Annotated in this window: 19 protein-coding genes; 10 read left to right on the top strand and 9 right to left on the bottom strand. The window is 64.5% G+C overall.

The window, feature by feature from the left end:
- Positions 1 to 202: 202 nt before the first annotated feature.
- The 7 genes from U0025_RS10335 to U0025_RS10305 all read right to left on the bottom strand — a co-directional run bounded on the left by U0025_RS10335 (position 203) and on the right by U0025_RS10305 (position 6,463).
- Entirely contained in the window at positions 203 to 1,111 is a 909-nt protein-coding gene (locus U0025_RS10335; RefSeq protein ID WP_004207298.1) for a PAS domain-containing protein, read from the bottom strand.
- Positions 1,112 to 1,183: 72 nt separating this feature from the next.
- Entirely contained in the window at positions 1,184 to 1,456 is a 273-nt protein-coding gene (locus tag U0025_RS10330) for a hypothetical protein (RefSeq protein ID WP_004207297.1), read from the bottom strand.
- Between the two features lie 29 nt (positions 1,457 to 1,485).
- On the bottom strand, positions 1,486 to 2,745 hold the full coding sequence (locus U0025_RS10325) for an N-succinylarginine dihydrolase (protein WP_004207296.1): 1,260 nt from the start codon (positions 2,743 to 2,745) through the stop codon (positions 1,486 to 1,488).
- Positions 2,742 to 3,761, bottom strand: a complete 1,020-nt coding sequence (locus tag U0025_RS10320; RefSeq protein ID WP_037490166.1) for an arginine N-succinyltransferase — start codon at positions 3,759 to 3,761, stop codon at positions 2,742 to 2,744. The genes U0025_RS10325 and U0025_RS10320 overlap by 4 nt, the downstream gene beginning before the upstream one ends.
- Positions 3,762 to 3,777: 16 nt before the next feature.
- The gene (locus U0025_RS10315; protein WP_004207294.1) at positions 3,778 to 4,995 is read right to left on the bottom strand and encodes a hydrolase; all 1,218 of its coding nucleotides are present in this window, start codon (positions 4,993 to 4,995) and stop codon (positions 3,778 to 3,780) included.
- 41 nt (positions 4,996 to 5,036) lie between these two features.
- Entirely contained in the window at positions 5,037 to 5,936 is a 900-nt protein-coding gene (locus U0025_RS10310; RefSeq protein ID WP_004207293.1) for a DUF481 domain-containing protein, read from the bottom strand.
- Between the two features lie 41 nt (positions 5,937 to 5,977).
- On the bottom strand, positions 5,978 to 6,463 hold the full coding sequence (locus tag U0025_RS10305; protein ID WP_004207292.1) for an RNA pyrophosphohydrolase: 486 nt from the start codon (positions 6,461 to 6,463) through the stop codon (positions 5,978 to 5,980).
- Positions 6,464 to 6,652: 189 nt separating this feature from the next.
- On the opposite strand from U0025_RS10305, the gene U0025_RS10300 reads away from it, so the two are divergent.
- Together U0025_RS10300 and U0025_RS10295 are read left to right on the top strand one after the other, a co-directional pair.
- Positions 6,653 to 8,029 carry a cryptochrome/photolyase family protein gene (locus U0025_RS10300; protein WP_004207291.1) on the top strand — a complete coding sequence of 459 codons (1,377 nt, stop codon included), beginning with the start codon at positions 6,653 to 6,655 and terminating at the stop codon, positions 8,027 to 8,029.
- 37 nt (positions 8,030 to 8,066) lie between these two features.
- Entirely contained in the window at positions 8,067 to 9,335 is a 1,269-nt protein-coding gene (locus tag U0025_RS10295; protein WP_004207290.1) for an SAM-dependent methyltransferase, read from the top strand.
- Here the strand turns inward: U0025_RS10295 and U0025_RS10290 are convergent.
- Together U0025_RS10290 and purF are read right to left on the bottom strand one after the other, a co-directional pair.
- Positions 9,332 to 10,048, bottom strand: coding sequence for an SDR family NAD(P)-dependent oxidoreductase (locus U0025_RS10290; RefSeq protein WP_004207289.1), 717 nt, complete (start codon positions 10,046 to 10,048; stop codon positions 9,332 to 9,334). The two genes, U0025_RS10295 and U0025_RS10290, sit on opposite strands and share 4 nt — an antisense overlap.
- Before the next feature lie 96 nt (positions 10,049 to 10,144).
- Positions 10,145 to 11,605 (bottom strand): amidophosphoribosyltransferase, encoded by a 1,461-nt coding sequence (gene purF, locus U0025_RS10285; RefSeq protein ID WP_017499557.1) that lies wholly within the window; start codon positions 11,603 to 11,605, stop codon positions 10,145 to 10,147.
- A gap of 202 nt (positions 11,606 to 11,807) precedes the next feature.
- Between purF and ccmC the strand changes: the two genes are divergently transcribed.
- From ccmC to U0025_RS10245, 8 genes are all read left to right on the top strand, one after another.
- A complete protein-coding gene (ccmC, locus tag U0025_RS10280) occupies positions 11,808 to 12,530 on the top strand; it encodes a heme ABC transporter permease CcmC (RefSeq protein ID WP_004207287.1) in 723 nt (240 codons plus the stop codon).
- 2 nt (positions 12,531 to 12,532) lie between these two features.
- Complete coding sequence (gene ccmD / locus U0025_RS10275; RefSeq protein WP_004207286.1) at positions 12,533 to 12,664, top strand: heme exporter protein CcmD; 132 nt, start codon at positions 12,533 to 12,535, stop codon at positions 12,662 to 12,664.
- Positions 12,661 to 13,107 carry a cytochrome c maturation protein CcmE gene (ccmE, locus tag U0025_RS10270; protein ID WP_004207285.1) on the top strand — a complete coding sequence of 149 codons (447 nt, stop codon included), beginning with the start codon at positions 12,661 to 12,663 and terminating at the stop codon, positions 13,105 to 13,107. The genes ccmD and ccmE overlap by 4 nt, the downstream gene beginning before the upstream one ends.
- The gene (locus tag U0025_RS10265; RefSeq protein ID WP_004207284.1) at positions 13,104 to 15,032 is read left to right on the top strand and encodes a heme lyase CcmF/NrfE family subunit; all 1,929 of its coding nucleotides are present in this window, start codon (positions 13,104 to 13,106) and stop codon (positions 15,030 to 15,032) included. The genes ccmE and U0025_RS10265 overlap by 4 nt, the downstream gene beginning before the upstream one ends.
- A complete protein-coding gene (locus tag U0025_RS10260) occupies positions 15,029 to 15,556 on the top strand; it encodes a redoxin family protein (protein WP_004207282.1) in 528 nt (175 codons plus the stop codon). Before U0025_RS10265 ends, U0025_RS10260 begins: the two co-directional genes overlap by 4 nt.
- Entirely contained in the window at positions 15,556 to 15,966 is a 411-nt protein-coding gene (locus tag U0025_RS10255) for a cytochrome c-type biogenesis protein (protein ID WP_037491606.1), read from the top strand. The genes U0025_RS10260 and U0025_RS10255 overlap by 1 nt, the downstream gene beginning before the upstream one ends.
- On the top strand, positions 15,963 to 16,604 hold the full coding sequence (locus U0025_RS10250; RefSeq protein ID WP_004207280.1) for a tetratricopeptide repeat protein: 642 nt from the start codon (positions 15,963 to 15,965) through the stop codon (positions 16,602 to 16,604). Before U0025_RS10255 ends, U0025_RS10250 begins: the two co-directional genes overlap by 4 nt.
- Positions 16,605 to 16,737: 133 nt before the next feature.
- Complete coding sequence (locus U0025_RS10245) at positions 16,738 to 18,660, top strand: potassium transporter Kup (protein WP_004207279.1); 1,923 nt, start codon at positions 16,738 to 16,740, stop codon at positions 18,658 to 18,660.
- The last annotated feature ends 2 nt before the right edge of the window (positions 18,661 to 18,662 follow it).

Here is an 18,662-nt window from a genome sequence, read left to right as displayed (position 1 = left end):
GAGGCGAAGCACCGCATGGAGGGGAGGGTTCCGCATGTCACTCCAATAAAGGCGCAACATTCAAAAAGCGGTATGCGAAATTCGCGCACATTTTGTGCGAATTGTGTAAATCCGAAGCCGCATTTTCGGGGCTTTTCGGACATTTCGGGGAGATACTGAACGGTCTACACGGACAAATCCGCTATGACCGCTGGATTTTACATCATTGGGGTCCGGCTTGGTCGTTTTCGCTCAAGCAGGGCGGGGTCATTACCAGCACGACGCCCTCCGTTCCGTAGGTGCCGCGCAGTTGAACGAGGGCGCCCTCCATGGGAAGCAAGGCGCCGCCATTGGTGAGCAGATGGGCCTGGACCCGGCGGTCGCCCTCGCCGCGCAGCACGGCTTCCAGTTCCTGGCGGAATTGCGGCCGCTGTGGCAGGGCGATGAGGTCGGTCATATAGGCGTTGATCAGGCGAGCTTCGGGTAGCCCGACCAGGGTACAGATGGTGGCATCGACATATTCGATGAAACCCCGGTTGGAGAGGCGGGCATAACCAACGCCGCCATGAATGCCCATCGCCTTGAGAATGGCCGATTTGACGTCGGCCAGGCGATGGCGTTGCACGTCCGACGTGATGTCGCGCAGCAGCAGGCCGATCCCGTCGGCGAAGGGAAAGGTTTCGACGTGGAGCCAGCTATCGTCGCGGAAGGGGGAGGGAATATCCGCAGCGCTGATTTCGCCGGACACCTGGCTATGCCGGGCATGCGCCTCGGTCAGCGTGCCGACCAGTTCGGGCAGCGCGTCCCAAAGCATCTGTCCTTCCAGCCGACGGTCCCAGCGCCGTGCCATGGCCAGTGCGACCGGATTGATCAGGTCGATGCGAAAATCGGCGCGGCACAGGATCAGGCCCTGGGCCATGCGCACCGCCAGTTCGCGCAATCGATCCGGATTCTGGTCGAACTCGTCCTGGCTGGCGAGCGCCTTGAACCGGTCCAGCCCCATGAACACATGGGTTTCGCGGCCATGATGGGTGATCAGCAGGGGGTGTCGCGCACCGATCTCGCGCCAATGGGCGAAGTTGCGGACCAGCTCCGCAGCGGTGACACTCCTGTCGCTTATGTCGTCCGGCATAATTGACCCTCTCCCAAATCTGGGTGCAGGCACAAAGACCCCCACCAACGGATGACGGCTAAGTAATATCCCTTATGTGCGGCGAACTGGTGTTGCTTTGCGAGCAATGGTGTTCAAACAGTGTAAAGAGCCGTAACTGCGCTGGAGTTCCAGGGCATCGAGCATTTTTCCGCCCGCCATGAAGACGGCACCGGAGCAGGCGAGGGCCAGCAACTGGCCGCCGACGCCGGGATATTGATGCATATAGACGACGCCGCGCTCGCTGGCGCCCAGCGCAAGCGCATAGATGACGAGGAAAGCCTCGAACTTGGTCTTGATCGTGAAGAGGCGTTTGATCCGTTCCATCAGACTCATCCGAGGCTTTCGTCCATCTTCTAAGGCATTAAGTCGCCCGAAAGTTGCAAATGGTCAACAAGGCTTAACCATGATTGTTCGATCCGGGCAATAAGGCGCGTGTCGGACAGGTCGTCGGGCGCAATGGTTTCGGGCCAATAGTCCGAAACGATGCGGGCGATTTCATCCAGGCGCGCCTCATCGACCAGGAAACGCGGGTCGATATCCTTTGGATCCGCGACCACGCGCAGGCGCAGGCAGGCGGGGCCGCCCCCATTGGCCATGGACTGACGCACATCGACCGGGATGAGGCGACGGATCGGGCCATTGCCGGCGATCATCTGTTCCAGCCAGGTCCATACGGCCGGGACCGTCTGCGCCTCGCTCGGCAGGATCAGCGCCATGGTGCCGTCAGGAAGCGTGGCGAGCTGCGCGTTGAACAAATAGCTCTTGATCGCGTCGGCCAGGCTGACGGCACTGGCAGGCACTTCGACGATCTCGACCGACGGCAACAGCGTGCGCAGCGAGGCGTAGAAGGCCTGCTTGTCGGCAAAGGCCTGTTCATGGGTAAAGAGAACGCGCTCATTGGCGACGGCGACGACGTCATTGTGGAAGGCGCCGGCGGCAATCGCCTCCTGCGACTGCTGCACGAACAGGGTGCGGGCCGGATCGAGGCCGTGGATGCGGGCCACGGCCTTGCTGGCCTCGACATGCTGGCGGGCGGGGAAGGGGCCGCCCGACTGGCCATAGACGAACACCTCGACGCCCGGTGCGCCATGGCTGTCGCTCAGGCGCATATGGTTGGCCGCGCCTTCGTCGCCAAAGGGGGCGGGGATCGGGCCATGCACGGCAAAGGCGCGGGTGTCGGAAAAGGCGAGGCGCAGTTGCGCCAGCGTCTGGGGCCATTCATGGCTGCGATGCGCCATGGTGACGAGATTGGCGACGGTCAGGTGGATGCGGCCATCGGCCGTGTCGGCGGCCGGCGAAACGGTCGCGGCATTGGCGGCCCACATCGACGAGGCCGACATGGCGGCGGCGCGGACATGCGGATCGGCATTGCTGATGTCGGTGCCAAGGGTCGCGAGCCAGGCGCCGTCAGGACGCCATTGCGGCAGGAAAATACCCTGGGCAAGGCCGAGGCGCAGATTGCCGCGCATCTTCTCTATCCCTTGCAGGGCCGCCGCACGGGGGTGCGATACCGCGCCGGCATTGCGGGACGACGCCAGATTGCCAAGGCTGAGACCGGCATAATTATGGCTGGGGCCGACCAGCCCGTCGAAATTGATCTCGCGCACGCTCATGCCCGCCCCGCCATGGTGAATGCCTGTCCGACGTCCAGTTGCAGCAGCGTGGCGCTGGCTGCGTCGAGCGAGATGCTGCCATCCTCGCCCTCCTGCACATAGCCATAGGTGCAGCGATAATCGGCCAGCAGGCCGGTCGACACCAGCATCTTGTCGCCGCCCTTGTCATGGGTGGCCGCCAGCGTCACGTCGCGTGCCTGGGCCACGGTGCGGAGCTGGTCGATCTGGCCCACCATGGTCGGGCCGCCGTCGAAAATGTCGACATAGCCGGCGTTGGTGAAGCCCTCGGTCTCCAGCATCCGCATAGCCGCGCGACCATTGGGATGGGGCAGGCCGATGACGGCGCGGGCGCTGTCGGTCAGCATCGCGGTGTAGATCGGCGTCTTGGGCATCAGGTCGGCGATGAACTGGTTGCCGTTGACGGCGTTGAACTCGTCGGCTTCCTGGAAATTCATGCCGAAGAAACGACCGGCAAGACCGTCCCAGAAGGGCGAGCCGCCCGCTTCGTCGATCACGCCGCGCAATTCGGCAATCACCCGGTCGCCGAAGCGATCGCGATGGTTGCGGATATAGAGATAGCGGCTGCGCGCGAGCAGCAGGCCAAGCCCCTCGGCCCGTTCGCGCGGGTGGAGGAAGAGGCCGCCAACCTCGGTCGATCCTTCCAGATCGGTCGTGAGCGAGAGCATCTGCGCGCGGAAGGTGCGGGCCAGTTCGCGGCTATGCTGGGTCAGCACGCCCAGGCGATAGGAATAGAAGGGCCAACTCTGCCCCACCGTGCTGAAAATCTGGCAGGTGCCGCGCACCTGGCCGGTCTGCGCATTGACCAGCACCAAGACGATCAGATCATCCTTGATCCCGCCATCCTGCCGGCTGAGCGCCTGTTCGGTGCGTTCCAGCTTGGCGGTCAGGGCGGCGCGATCGGGCGGCAGGTTGGTAAAGCCACCGCCGGTCAGCTTCGCCATTTCATACAGGGTCTGCAGGTCGTCCGCTCGCGCGGTGCGCATGTAGAAACTCAAAAGGCGGTCCTCTCTCTCAATATTGTCCTTGGGCGATCCGCAGCAGCGCCAGAGCGGACAGTTGCGCGCGTTCGGCCAGGCTGTCGCTGATCAGAAATTCGGCATCGCTATGGATGCTGCCGCCGCGCACGCCCATGGTGTCGACCACCGGGACGCCGCAGGCCGCGATATTGTTGCCGTCGCACACGCCGCCGGTGTCGCGCCAGCCGATGTCGAGGCCGAGGTCCGTGCCGCAGCGCCTGACCAGGCCGAACAGGCGCTCGGCCTTGGCATCCATGGGCTTGGGTGGGCGACCAAAGCCGCCATGGAGATGCAGGCTGACGCCATGGTCGCGGGCGACATCGGCCATGGCCTGATCCAGCAAGGCGCGGGCTGCGATTTCATCGTCCGGCGTGCGCGGGCGGAAATTGACTCGCAGCACGGCATGGTCGGGCACGACATTATTGGGGCTGCCGCCGTCGATCTTGGCGGGATTGCAGGAAAAGCCGCTGCCGCTGCCAGCCTTCAGCCGCAGGGCAAGGTCGGCGGCCGCGAGCAGGGCATTGCGGCCATCGTCGGGATTGCGACCGGCATGGGCACTGAGGCCGGTGACGATGATCGAGAAATTGCCGCTGCCCGCCCGCGCGCCGGCCAGCGTCCCATCGGGCAGGGCGGGTTCATAGGTGAAGGCGGCGCGCTTGCCGGCTGCGGCCTGACGGAGCAGGGCGGCGGAGGAGGGGCTGCCGACTTCCTCGTCGCTGTTGATCACGACTTGATAGCCGAGCGTCCGGGTCGCCTCGCTATGCTCGATTGCCGTCAGGGCGGCGAGCATGACGGCGATGCCGCCCTTCATGTCGGCGACGCCGGGGCCGTTAAGGACGCCGGGTTCTAGCCAGCGAAGCGTCTGAAATGGATGGTCGGCCGGGAAGACCGTATCCATATGGCCCGTCAGCAGCAGCTGGACCGGCGCATCGGGGCGGACGGTCAGGCGAAGATGCTGACCATGACGGATCACCGATATCCCCCCATCGGGCGCCACGGTTTCGACCGGATCGGGGTCGATCAAGTCTACCTCGCCCGGCAGCACCGAAAAGGCGTCGGCGAGCGTGGCAGCCATGGCGGCGAGCCCGGTCAGGTTGCGCGATCCGCTGTTGATGCTGGCCCATGCCTCGACCTGTGCCAGCATCGGCGCGGCGGCGGCCTGTTCCAGCAGGGCGGTTTCAGGGGCAGTTACGGGCGGGTGGATGCCGTTCATCCCGGAGGTCTATCAGAGCGCGGGCGCCTGCTCCACCCCGATCAGAAATCGTAGCTGAGGGTCAGGCGGCTGAGCGTGTCGAAGTCGCGCGCGGACAGCAGGGTCTCCGACTCATACTGCACCGTATAGGAGAGGCCAGCGGACAGGCGCGTGCTCACCTTGGTTTGCAACTGTGTCAGGGAATTGACTGAAAATACGTCAGTTTCCGCATAACCTGCAGCGGTCTGCTTGAAGGTGACATTGGGCGCCAGGCGCCAGGCCAGGTCCATCGATGCACGCGCGCCGAGCTTGGTTTCGCGCGGCCCGATCACATATTTGGCATGACGGACGGACGGGCCAACATCGAGCGACAGGTCGATCGGCTTGCTGACGATCACCTTGTAACCGATACCGGCCGAGGCGGTGTAGCGCTCGTCATAGCCGATCGAGGGATCGCGTTCGAACTGGGTCAGGCCATAGGCGAATCCGCGCGGATCGAACTGATAGCGCGGCTCATAGCTGGCGGTGTAGCGTTCGCGCGAGGTGACGCCATTGGCGCGGCGATAATCGACCGTGGCGCTAAGCTTATGGCTCCACTCCAGCCCTTCGCGCTTGACCTGCGCCGCGGCGCTGATGCCGATTTCGCTCGTCGAACCGGTCGAGCGGAAGCCGCCGGCCTCCAGCTTGCCGGTCCATAATTCGGTGAAGCGCGCTTCGCGAATCACCGTGTCATGGGTCGCCTTGGTCCGTTCCTTCCAGCTGTTGACCATCTGCTGGATCTGGTCGGCCGATTGCGGATTGGTCTGCTTGGCGATCTTGGCGACGGTCGCGATTTCCGTCTCATTGCCATTGGCAATCGCCGCCTCCAGCATTTCGCGGACGGACGGCGGCAGCAGCGCGGGCGCATTGGCCCACGCCTGGGTGGCAAAGAGGAAGGGCAGGATAGCCAGACAGTGACGCATCCCGCTGTCATAGCGAACCGACCGGGGATTTTAAGCCCCCATCAGATCAAGTCGTGGAATTCCTGCAATATGTCGCGGTAAAGCTTGCGCTTGAACGGCACGATCAGTTCCGGCAGCGTTTCGGGCGCTGCCCATTTCCATTCCCGGAACTCGGGATGCTTGGTCTGGATGTCGATATGGCTGTCCTTGCCCAGGAAGCGGGCGAGGAACCAGATCTGGCGCTGGCCGCGATATTTGCCGCCCCACAGCTTGCCGATCAGTTCGGGCGGCAGGTCGTAGAAATGCTCGTCGCGGCTCTTGGCGATGATCTCGACATGTTCGGGCGTGATGCCGGTCTCTTCGCCCAGCTCACGCAGCGCCGCCGCCTTGGCGTCTTCGCCCTCGTCGATCCCGCCCTGCGGCATCTGCCAGGCTTCCACGACATTATCGAGGCGCTGACCCACGAAGACCTTGCCCGCCATGTTGACCAGCATGATCCCGACGCACGGCCGGTAATTCAGTTCTGCATTATCTGGCATCGACGCCATGTCTTCCCCTGCATCGCTGCAGCCATGGCCGGTTGGCGACCCATGGCTAGTGTATTGGGTTCCAGAATAGGCGGCGGCGATGCGCGCGTCCATTGGCCGAATCGACATTCATCGGATTTGCAGGTCATCTCCCGGAAGGGCGCGGAAAATTCATTTGGAACCGGGGGACTAGGCAGGCATTTGGCGATCATGCCATCCCCCACCATAATCTGGTTCCGCCAGGATCTGCGCCTCTCGGATCAGGCGGCGCTTGCCGCTGCCGCGCAGGCCGGCCCGGTCATTCCGCTCTATATCCTTGACGATGAAAGCCCGCGCCAATGGGCGATGGGTGGTGCGTCGCGCTGGTGGCTGCATCACAGCCTTGCCAGCCTGGACGAGCGACTGGGGACCAAGGGCTCGCGATTGATCCTGCGGCGCGGACGCTGCGCCGATGTTCTGGCGCAGGTGGCCGAGGAAAGTGGTGCGCAGGTCGTGCATGCCATCCGCCATCATGAGCCCTGGTGGCGCAATGCTGAAAAGGCGGTCGCAAGGCAGATCGACTTGCGGCTTCATGACGGCGGACTGCTATTGCCAGTGGAGGCGGTGCGGACGGGTGGCGGGACGCCCTATCGCATCTACACGCCCTTTTTCCGCGCGGTGATGCTGCACATGCCACCCGCGCCACCACAGCCAGCGCCGCAGCGGATCGCGGCGCCATCGCACTGGCCGGTTAGCGACAGGCTGGAGGATTGGACGCTGCTGCCGCGCGATCCGGACTGGGCGAGCGGCTTCCCTGCCGACTGGTCACCGGGCGAAGAAGGGGCAAAGCGCTATCTCGACAGTTTTCTGGGCGAGGTCGGCGACTATGCGGTCGCGCGCGATCTGCCGTCGCAGGAGGGAACGTCCCGCCTGTCCCCGCATCTCCATTTCGGGGAAATTTCGCCCGCCAAGGTCTGGCATCGGGTGGCGCAGGCGCCGGGGGACGCGACCGTCTATCTCAAGGAACTGATCTGGCGTGATTACGCGCATAATCAGGTCTCGGCCCTGCCGACCTATGGATCGGAAAATGCCCAGCCGGCCTTCGATGCGATGCACTGGCGGGATCTGCGCGAGGCGCGGGGCGACTGGACCGCGTGGAAACGAGGGCAAACCGGCTATCCGATCGTCGATGCCGGCATGCGCCAGCTCTGGCAGACGGGCTGGATGCACAATCGGGTGCGGATGATCGCGGCCAGTTTCCTCATCAAGCATCTGCTGATCGACTGGCGCCATGGCGCGCGCTGGTTCTGGGACACGCTGGTCGACGCGGATTATGCCAATAACAGCGTCAACTGGCAGTGGGTGGCGGGCAGCGGCGTCGATGCCAATCTCTTCACCCGGATCATGGCGCCGCTGACCCAGTCGGACAAGTTCGATGCCGCCGACTATATCCGCCAATGGGTGCCGGAACTGGCGCATCTGGACGATCGCGTCATCCATGATCCGGATTTTCATGGGGTTAGGCCATCATCCTATCCCGAAAAGCGGATTGGCCATCGCGAGGGTCGCGAGCGCGCGCTGGCGGCCTATCGCCAGATGAAGGGGTGATTGCAGCGACGCGCGGCATGGGGCAGAAAGAGGCCCGATGAATGCAGTCGACCCCCGTCGCGGCAAGGCCGCATTGTCGATCCGGCGACCGCCGGCAGACCGGACGCCGGGATGGCGCGCGCGCCTGTTCGCGCCGCTTTTCCATCGCATGCTCGATCGGATCGACCTGGGACTGGAGCAGGGCTCGCTGGACGCCACTTTGCCGGACGGCACGCGCCGGCTGCTGGGCGGGCGGGCGCCAGGGTTCGACTGTGTTGTGGACTTGGTCGACTGGCGCGCCTTGGTGCGACTGGCGATGGGTGGCTCGGCGGGCTGGTATCGCGCCTGGGCGGCGGGCGAGTGGCGCAGTGCCGATCCGGTGCCGCTGTTCGCGCTGTTCATGGCCAATGCGGTATCGCTGGGCCGCGTTGCCCGGCCTCATGGGCCGGCCCGCTGGGCAGGACGGTTGCTGCACTGGGCGCGGCGGAACAACCGTAACGGCTCGCGTCGGAACATCGCCTTCCATTATGATCTGGGCAATGACTTCTACAGCCTATGGCTGGACAGGAATATGAATTATTCCAGTGCCTTGTTCCTCAATCCTGAGGATCGGATCGAAAGTCTGGAACGGGCGCAGCAGCGCAAGGTAGATGCCCTGCTGGAACGGCTGGACCTGCGCGACGGACAGGCGCTGCTGGAAATCGGATGCGGCTGGGGCGGCCTCGCCGAACAGGCGATGGAGCGCTGCGCCATCCGATATGACGGGCTGACCCTGTCGGTCGAGCAGGCTGATTATGCGCGCGATCGGCTGGGATCCGGCGCGCAGATCCACCTGACCGACTATCGCGACGCGCAGGGCCAATATGACGCCATTGCCAGCGTGGAAATGGTGGAGGCGGTCGGCCAGCATTATTGGCCCGACTATCTGGATGCGGTTGCGCGCCTGCTGAAGCCCGGCGGGCGCGCCGCGATCCAGTATATTTTGATCGACGATGCGATCTTCGATCATTATGTGCGCGGCGCCGATTTCATCCAGACCTACATCTTCCCCGGCGGCATGCTGATATCCGAAAGTCGTTTTCGGGCCTTGGCGCAGGAGCGGGGGCTGGAATGGCGCGACGCGCGCCATTTCGGCGGTCATTATGCCGAAACGCTGCGCCGCTGGCGCGAGCGGTTCGATCGGGCGATCGACGAGGGACGGTTGCCGGCCAGTTTCGACCAGCATTTCGTCGGCTTGTGGCGCTATTATCTGATGTATTGCGAAGGCGGTTTCCGGGGCGGGACCATTGATGTCGCCCAGGTCACGCTGGCAAAGCCGGCCGCTTAACCCTCGACGCGCAGGCGATGGCCGTTCGGCGCATCGCTCAGCGCCAGATCATGGATGGCCCTGGCGACCGTCTCCGGCCCCTTGAGCGTTGCCGGATCCTCGCCGGGGAAGGCGCGGGCGCGCATCGCGGTGCGGGTGGCGCCGGGATCGACGATATGGGTGCGGATGGCGGAGATGTTCTTCACCTCCTCGCCATAGGCGCCGACCAGCGTTTCGAGTGCCGCCTTGGACGCGCCATAGGCGCCCCAATAGGCGCGCGGCGTGGCGCCGACCGAGGATGTCAGCGCGATCACCCGCGCGTCGGCGCTGGCCCGCAGCATCGGATCGAAGGCGGCGATCAGCGCCTGGGGCGCAGCGATGTTGAGCATCAGCAGCCGGGCAAATTCCTTGGCATCAATCGCCGGAACCGATGCCAGCGACCCGAGCGTCGCTGCGTTGAGGACAAGGATGTCCAGTGCCTTCCAGCGGCCCGAAATGGCCTGGGCCAGGCGGCCGATGCTTTCGCCGTCGATCAGGTCGAGCGGCGCGATGGTGGCGCTGCCGCCGGCCTGGTGAATGCGGTCTTCCACCTCTTCCAGTCCGCCGCTGGTGCGCGCGGTCAGGATCACATGGGCGCCGGCTGCGGCCAGTGCCTCTGCCGTCGCGGCGCCGATGCCCCGGCTGGCGCCGGTGACGAGCGCAAGTTTTCCGAACAGCGGCAAGGTATCAGACATCGGCTCTCCGTTCGCCCCGACCGATGCCGGGTGTCGTCGTGGGAAAAGGAAAGGGCGGGGTCGTGCGACCCCGCCCGGTCGGGCCTTGCCCGTGGATCAGGAGACCCGTTCTGCCAGCAGTTCGAACTGGTTTTCGACCACGGCTTCATCCTGGTCGGTGAGCTTGGTCGGATAGTCGCCGGTGAAACAGGCGTCGCAATATTGCGGACGGATGTCGGCGCGCTTCGCCTCGCCCAGCGCCTTGTACAGGCCGTCGATCGAGATGAAGGCCAGGCTGTCGGCGTGGATGAAGTCCTGCATGCCGCCAATGTCCAGCTTGTGCGCCAGCAGCTTCGTGCGCTCGGGCGTATCGACGCCATAGAAGCAGCTATGCTTGGTCGGCGGCGAGGCGATGCGCATATGCACTTCGGCGGCGCCCGCTTCGCGCATCATCTGCACGATCTTCAGCGAGGTGGTGCCGCGCACGATCGAGTCGTCGATCAGCACGATGCGCTTGCCCTGGATGAGGGCGCGGTTGGCATTATGCTTCAGCTTGACGCCCAGGTGGCGGACCTTGTCGCCCGGCTGGATGAAGGTGCGGCCGATATAGTGCGAACGGATGATGCCCAGTTCGAACGGGATGCCCGATTCCTGCGCATAGCCGATGGCGGCCGGCACACCGCTGTCGGGCACCGGGATGACATAGTCGGCCTCGACCGGATTTTCGATCGCCAGCTGCGCGCCGATCGCCTTGCGGACCGAATAGACGCTGGAATTGTCGATGATCGAATCGGGGCGGCTGAAATAGACATGCTCAAAGATGCACGGACGCGGATGCACTTCGCCGAACGGGCGGATCGAGCGCATTTCGCCATCCTTTGTGACGATGACGAGTTCGCCCGGATCGATCGAGCGGACATAGTCGGCGCCGACCACGTCGAGCGCGACGGTTTCCGAAGCGAAGATGGTCGAATCGCCCAGCTTGCCCATCACCAGCGGGCGGATGCCGAGCGGATCGCGGCAGGCGATCATGCCCTCGGGGGTCATCACGATCAGCGAATAAGCGCCTTCGATCTGCTTGAGCGCGTCGATGAACTTGTCGAGCAGGGTGCGATAATTGGACGTAGCGACCAGATGGATGATGACTTCGGTGTCCGAGGTCGACTGGAAGATGGAGCCGCGGCGGATCAGTTCGCGGCGGACCTTCATCGCGTTGGAGATATTGCCGTTATGGGCAACCGCGAAACCGCCGGAATTGAGTTCGGCATAGAGCGGCTGGACGTTGCGCAGCGAGGTCTCGCCGGTAGTCGAGTAACGGACATGGCCGCAGGCTGTGTCGCCGGGAAGGCCCCGAATCACCTCGTCGCGGTCGAAATTGCCGGCGACATGACCCATGGCGCGATGGGTATGGAAATCATGCCCGTCCCAGCTGGTGATGCCTGCCGCTTCCTGGCCGCGATGCTGCAGGGCGTGAAGGCCGAGCGCTACCATCGCGGACGCGGTTTCTGCGCCAGATACGCCAAAAATGCCGCATTCTTCGCGCAACTTGTCGTCGTCGAAAGGATTCGTCGTAATCATGGGTGTGAGCGGGTCCATTGCCGTTCCTGACCACCCCTCTGGGGCGACCTTTCGCGCGCATATAGTCCTTCCCGGTCGATTTGTCGCCTGCCTGTAACAAAAAAGCGTGGCCAATCGTGGCAACGCTGCGTTTTGCCGGCTTTTCCATGGGCTAAACGGCCACTGGCGTTGGCGTTCGGGTGTCGCTAAGAAACCTGTACTCATGCACCGTTTTGCCAATCCCGCCCGCTTCCTGAAGATCGCTCGTCCGATGACGGGCTGGCTGTTCTGGCCCGGCCTCGTGCTGCTGCTGGCCGGCTGCGCTTCGGGCCTGTTCCTGACGCCGGCGGATTATCTGCAGGGCGATACGGTGCGCATACTCTATATACATGTGCCGGCCGCGTGGCTGGGCATGGCTGGCTGGACCGGCATTGCCGTGTCCGGGCTGATGCAACTGGTGTGGCGCCATCCGCTGGCTTCCGTGGCCGGACGCGCGATCGCGGCGCCGGGCGCGTTGTTCACCGCCATCTGCCTGATGACCGGTTCGATCTGGGGCCGGCCGACCTGGGGCGCCTGGTGGGAATGGGACGGGCGCATGACCTCCATGCTGGTCCTGCTCTTCCTTTATCTCGGCTATATCGCTCTGGCCAACGCATCGGCGCGGCAGGGGCAAGGCGGGGTCAGCCCGGTGACGGCGATCTTCGGCCTGGTCGGCGCGATCAACATCCCGATCATCAACCGTTCCGTGGTCTGGTGGAACAGCTTGCACCAGGGGCCCAGCATCACGATGCGGGGATCGAGCATCGACGGATCGTTGCTCTGGCCACTCGGCCTGACGCTGTTCGGTTTCACCTTGTTGTTCGCGGCGATCGTGCTGATGCGGATGCGGGCAATATTGGCACAAAATAAGGTCGAGGCGCGGATGCAGCGCCTGACAAGAGGGTAGAGATGAACCAATGGGCTTTCGTGATCGCCGCCTATGCCGTGACGGCCGTAGGCACGGCGATCGTCACCATCGCCAGCTGGCGCGCGATGCGATCGGCGGAACGTCAGGCCGAACGACTGTCTGACCGGACATGAAGGCCAAGCATCAACGGCTGATCCTGGCGCTCGCGGCGCTGGTGGCGATCATCGGCGCCGGGCTGCTCGCCGTATCGGCGCTGAAGGACGAGGCGGCCTATTTCTATGCGCCCAACGACGTGAAGACCAAGGGTGTGGAACCCGGCAAGGCGATCCGTCTGGGCGGCATGGTGGTGAAGGGCAGCCTCAAGCGTGCGGCCGATGGCGTAACGATCAATTTCGACGTGACCGACGGCAAGGCGACCGTGCCGGCGACCTTCAGCGGCATCGCGCCCGACCTGTTCAAGGAAGGCAGCGGTGTCGTGGCGGAGGGCGCTTTCGACCGGCAGGGGCGGTTCGTCGCGACCAATTTGCTGGCCAAGCATGACGAACGCTACATGCCGCGCGAACTGGACGGCATGACCTATAATGAAACCACGCATGAGATGAAGGCCGCGCCATGATCGCCGAAGCCGGTCTCGCCGCCCTGTGGTTTGCCGCGGTCCTCGCGCTGCTCCAGCTGTTTCTGGTCGGCATGGGGCTGGCGGGCGGCAAGGGCGAGGTGCTGGGCGCCGTTCGACCCGTCGCTATTTTGCAGGGCGTGCTGACGGCCGCTGCCTTTGTCGCGCTGATCAGCCTGTTCCTGCGGTCCGACATGTCGGTGCTGCTGGTGGCGACCAACAGCCATTCGGCCAAGCCCTGGCTCTACAAGTTCGCCGGAACCTGGGGCAATCATGAAGGGTCGATGCTGCTGTGGGTCACGGTGATGGGCGTCGCCGGCGCGGCCGTGGCGCTGTTCGAGCGGGCGTTGAAGCGTGACGCGCATATGGCAACATTGGGTGCGCAGGCGGCGATCAGCCTGGGCTTCTATGCCTTCCTGCTCTTCTCCTCCAATCCCTTCGCCCGCATTTCCCCGGCACCGGCGGACGGGCAGGGGCTCAACCCGTTGCTGCAGGATCCCGGCCTCGCCTTCCATCCGCCGACGCTCTATCTCGGCTATGTCGGTCTGTCGGTCGCCTTCTCCTTCGCGGTCGGGGCCTTGCTGACGCGGCAGGTGGATGCGGCGTTCGCACGCGCCATGCGGCCCTGGGTGCTGGCCGCCTGGGTGATGCTGACGCTTGGCATCACGGCGGGCAGCTATTGGGCCTATTATGAGCTGGGCTGGGGCGGCTGGTGGTTCTGGGATCCGGTCGAAAATGCGTCGCTGATGCCCTGGCTGGCGGCGACCGCACTGCTGCACAGCGTGACCGTGCTCGCGACCCGCGACGCGCTGCGCGCCTGGACGGTGATGCTGGCCGTCGTCGCCTTCTCCATGTCGATGGTCGGCACTTTCCTGGTCCGGTCGGGCATATTGACCAGCGTCCATGCCTTCGCCGTCGATCCCGAGCGTGGCAGCTTCATCCTGGCCTTGCTGGCACTCTATATTGGCGGAGCCTTGGCCCTGTTCGGCTGGCGGATCGGCACGGTGCGCGAGGGCGCGCCGTTCGAACTGGTCAGCCGCGAAACCTTCCTGGTGGTCAACAACCTGTTACTCTCGGTGATCCTCGGGCTGGTGCTGATCGGCACGCTTTACCCGCTGATGACCGAAGCATTCGGGCACAAGGTGTCGGTTGGCGCGCCCTATTTCGATCGCATTGCCGGGCCGATCGCGCTCATCCTGCTGATCGTGATGGCGGCGGGGCCGCTCACCCGCTGGCGCCGGGATCAGGCACGCGCCGTGGCCGGGCGGATGCTCATTCCGGCGGCGGTCGCACTGGCGGCCGTGGTGCTGGTCGGTGCGCTGGCCTGGGGGCGGATCGGCCTGTTGCCCTATTGCGGGCTGGTGGTGGCGCTGGCCGTCGGCGTAGGATCGCTCGCGCCGCTGTGGAAGCGCAACCTGCGCCGCACGCCGCTCTTCACCTATGGCATGGTGATCGCCCATCTGGGCTGTGCCGTCAGCCTGGCGGGCATGGCCTGCGATTCGGCGTTCACGGTCGAGAAGCTGGTGGCAGTCCGACCGGGCGACAGCATCGAGACGGCCGGCTGGACGCTGCGCTTCCAGCGTATCCTGCCACTTGCCGGCGACAATTGGACGGCTTTGCAGGCGGACGTCATTGCGGAGCGCAGCGGCCGGGCGGTGGTGATCCATCCGCAGTCGCGCTTCTTCGCCTCGCCGCCGACGACCACGACCGAGGCGGCCCTGCTGACCCGGTGGAATGGCCAGCTCTATGTCGTGCTGGGGCAGGAAGCCGATGCCGGCCGCTGGCAGATGCGGATCTGGTGGAAGCCGTTCGTGACGCTGATCTGGCTGGGCGGCATCATGATCGCGCTGGGCGGTCTGCTGGCGCTGGTCGGGCGAGAGCGGCGCGGCTGGCTGATGAAATGGCGGGCGCGGAGGGTAATGGCATGAGGAAGCTGCTAATCTGGCTACCGCTTGTCCTGTTCCTCGGCTTCTTCGCGCTGTTCGCCACCGGCCTGTTCAAGCCGGATGACCGTGTCATCACCTCCAAGCTGATCGGCCAGGCTTTGCCGGCCTTCACCCTGCCGGCTGCCGCCAGCGATCGGCCGGCGCTTGCCAGCACGCAACTGGCGGATGGCAAGCCGCGTTTGCTCAATATCTTTGCCAGCTGGTGTATTCCCTGCGCGGCGGAGGCGCCGCAACTGATGGCGCTCAAGCAGGCTGGGGTGGAAATCGATGCGATTGCAATCCGTGATGCCCGGCCCGATGTCGACGCCTTCCTGGCGCGCAACGGCAATCCCTATGGCCGGATCGGCCTGGATGCGCGCAGTGGCGTGCAGATCGCGCTGGGCTCGTCGGGCGTGCCGGAAACCTTCGTGATCGATGGCAAGGGCAGGATTGCCTATCAGCATATTGGCGACATCCGCGCCGATGACGTGCCGATGCTGCTGCAACGGCTGAAGGACGCGCAATGATGCGGGGGCTGCTTTCTCTTCTCCTGTTGATGCTGACAGCGCCGGTTCAGGCGCAGACCGCTCTGCCGCCCGCGCCCTATGCCGACCGGCAGCTTGATGACCCGGTGCTGGAGCGCAAGGCGAAGGCGCTGATGGAAACCATCCGCTGCCTTACCTGCCAGAGCCAGTCGATCGCCGATTCGAACGCCAGCATGGCGGGCGACATGCGCTCCGAGATACGCGAGCGGATCAGGGCGGGGGAGGAGCCGGAGCATATCAGGCGCTGGCTGATCGAGCGCTATGGCGACTGGGTGAGCTATGAGCCGACGACCGCGCCGATCCTCTGGCCGCTCTGGGCGGCGCCGATCGTGTTGCTTGCATTAGGGCTGTTGTTGATGCGCGGACGGATCAAGCGGAGGCCGCGGGCATGACGGGCTGGATCATCGCTTTCGGCATCGCCATCCTCGCCATGGCGGCGCTCTGCTTCATCGGGCGTATCCCGCGCGTGACGCGGGAGATCGTTGCCGCCGCTCTTCTGGTCGGCCTCGCGGGCTATGCCTGGCAGGGGCATCCCGGCCTTGCTGGCGCGCCGCGTCAGGTCGCGGCCGAGAAGGAAGCGCAGTTCGATGAGAAACTGGCGGAGCGACGCCGCAGTCTGGCGGAGCGCTATGGCCCGGCTGGCCAATGGCTGATCATGTCGGATTCCTACGGGCGGCGCGGCCTGACCAAGGAGGCGGCCAATATCCTGCTCTCCGGCCTCAAGCAGACGCCGGAAGACGCCAATCTGTGGCTGGGCATGGGCAATGCGCTGGTCGCGCATGCCGATGGCGTGGTCGCGCCAGCGGCGGACTATGCCTATCGCCAGGCGTTGCGGCTGGACCCGGAAGGGCCGGCGCCACGCTATTTCTATGGGCTTGCTTTGGCGCAAGCCGGGCAGTTGGACGCCGCGCGCAAACAATGGTTGCCGCTGGCGCAATCGGCGCCCGAAGGCAGCAAGATCAAGGCGGAACTGCAGGCCAATATCGCGCGTATCGATGCTATGCTGGCGATGGATGCGGCTTCGCGATGATCCGCATCGGGGCGATCATTGCGTGAACCCTGTGCCCATGGTAGGGGCCGGCGGTTTGCTGGGCTCCGTCCTTGGAATGAGAATTGCCCTGGCAAGGGTTGCGACATGATATTGATGATCGGGCATTTCCTTCATGGCTGATGACAGCGCGGTCGCCGTCCCCGAAGACGGCGAGCAGGAAGGGCATGGCCATGCCCGCCAGAAAGCCACGGCCAAGCTGGTCGTCGGCGCGATCGGCATCGTCTTCGGCGATATCGGCACCAGCCCGCTCTACGCCTTCCGCGAAACCTTTGCGGGGCACCATCATCTCGACCTCGATCCCGACCATATATTGGGCGTCATCAGCCTGATGTTCTGGTCGATGATGCTGGTCGTGACGCTCAAATATGTCAGCATCATCATGCGCGCCGACAACAAGGGCGAAGGCGGCAGCCTGGCCCTGCTGGCGCTGATCAACGGCCAGACCAAGACACAGCGCTGGTCGCGCGGCATCGTGCTGCTGGGCGTGTTCGCGACCGCCCTCTTCTACGGCGATTCGATGATCACGCCGGCGGTTTCCGTGCTGTCGGCGGTGGAAGGTCTGGCGGTCTACAACGCCAACCTGGCACCGGCGATCCTGCCGGTTGCGGTGCTGATCCTGCTCGGCCTGTTCTGGATCCAGGGTCTGGGGACCAACAAAGTCGCGACCCTGTTCGGCCCGATCATGCTGATCTATTTCGTGACGATCGCGTCGCTCGGCGTGCTCAGCATCGTCAAGACGCCGGGCATTCTCTACGCCTTCAATCCCTATTGGGCGGTCATGTTCTTCGCCACCGATCCGCTGCCCGCCTTCCTGGCGCTGGGCTCGGTCGTGCTGGCGGTGACGGGCGCCGAAGCGCTCTATGCCGATATGGGCCATTTCGGCCGCAGCCCGATCCGCGTGTCCTGGCTGATCTTCGTGCTGCCGGCGCTGATGCTCAACTATATGGGGCAGGGCGCGCTGCTCTTCCGGGAGGGCGCCGCGGCGCTGCACAGCCCCTTCTACAATCTCGCGCCGCAATGGATGCAGCTGCCGCTGATCGGCCTTGCCACGCTGGCGGCGATCATCGCGTCGCAGGCGGTGATATCCGGTGCCTTCTCGGTCACGCAGCAGGCGATCCAGCTCGGCTTCATGCCGCGTCTGCGGATCGAGCATACCAGCGCCTCGACGGCCGGCCAGATCTACATTCCCCTGATCAACTGGGGACTGATGGTGATGGTCATCCTGCTTGTGCTGGTGTTCAAGACCTCGTCCAACCTGACCGCAGCCTATGGCATTGCCGTCACCGGTGCGATGTTCATCGACAATGTGCTGCTGACCGTGGTGCTGTACCGCTTGTGGCACTGGAAATGGTATTATGCCGCGCCGCTGCTTGCCGTCTTCTACCTGGTCGATGGCGCCTATCTGGCGGCCAATCTGACCAAGGTACCCGACGGCGGCTGGTTCCCGCTGCTGATCGGCTTCGTCGTCTTCACCTTGCTCACCACCTGGTCGCGCGGGCGCCGGCTGGTGCAGGAACGGCTGCGCGAGGCAGCGATGCCGATCCCGGTATTCGTGGCTTCGGCCGCTAACAGTGCGGTGCGCGTGCCGGGCACCGCTGTCTTCATGACCTCGACGCCCGATGGCGTGCCGCATGCGCTGCTGCATAATCTCAAGCACAACAAGGTGCTGCATGAGCGGGTGATCCTGCTGACCGTCAAGATCAAGGATGTGCCGGTGGTCGAGGATGACGGCCGCTGCAAGCTGGAGGATCTGGGGCGCGGCTTCTTCCGTCTGGTGCTGCAATATGGCTTCATGCAGGAGCCGGATGTTCCGGCCGCGCTCAAGAATGTGACCGGCTGCGGCCAGGCGTTCAAGATGATGGACACCAGCTTCTTCCTGGCGCGCCAGACGCTGCTGCCTTCGGCCAATCCCGGTATGCCGCTGTGGCGCGAGAAGATCTTCGCCTGGATGCTCCGCAACGCGGAAAGCGCGATGGAGTTCTTCCGCCTGCCGACCAACCGCGTGGTTGAACTGGGCAGCCAGGTCGAGATTTGATC

The organism is Sphingobium yanoikuyae, from assembly GCF_034424525.1.
Classification (GTDB): domain Bacteria; phylum Pseudomonadota; class Alphaproteobacteria; order Sphingomonadales; family Sphingomonadaceae; genus Sphingobium; species Sphingobium yanoikuyae.
The sequence above is the reverse complement of the archived record's forward strand: the minus strand, read 5'-3'. Positions and strand labels throughout refer to the sequence as shown.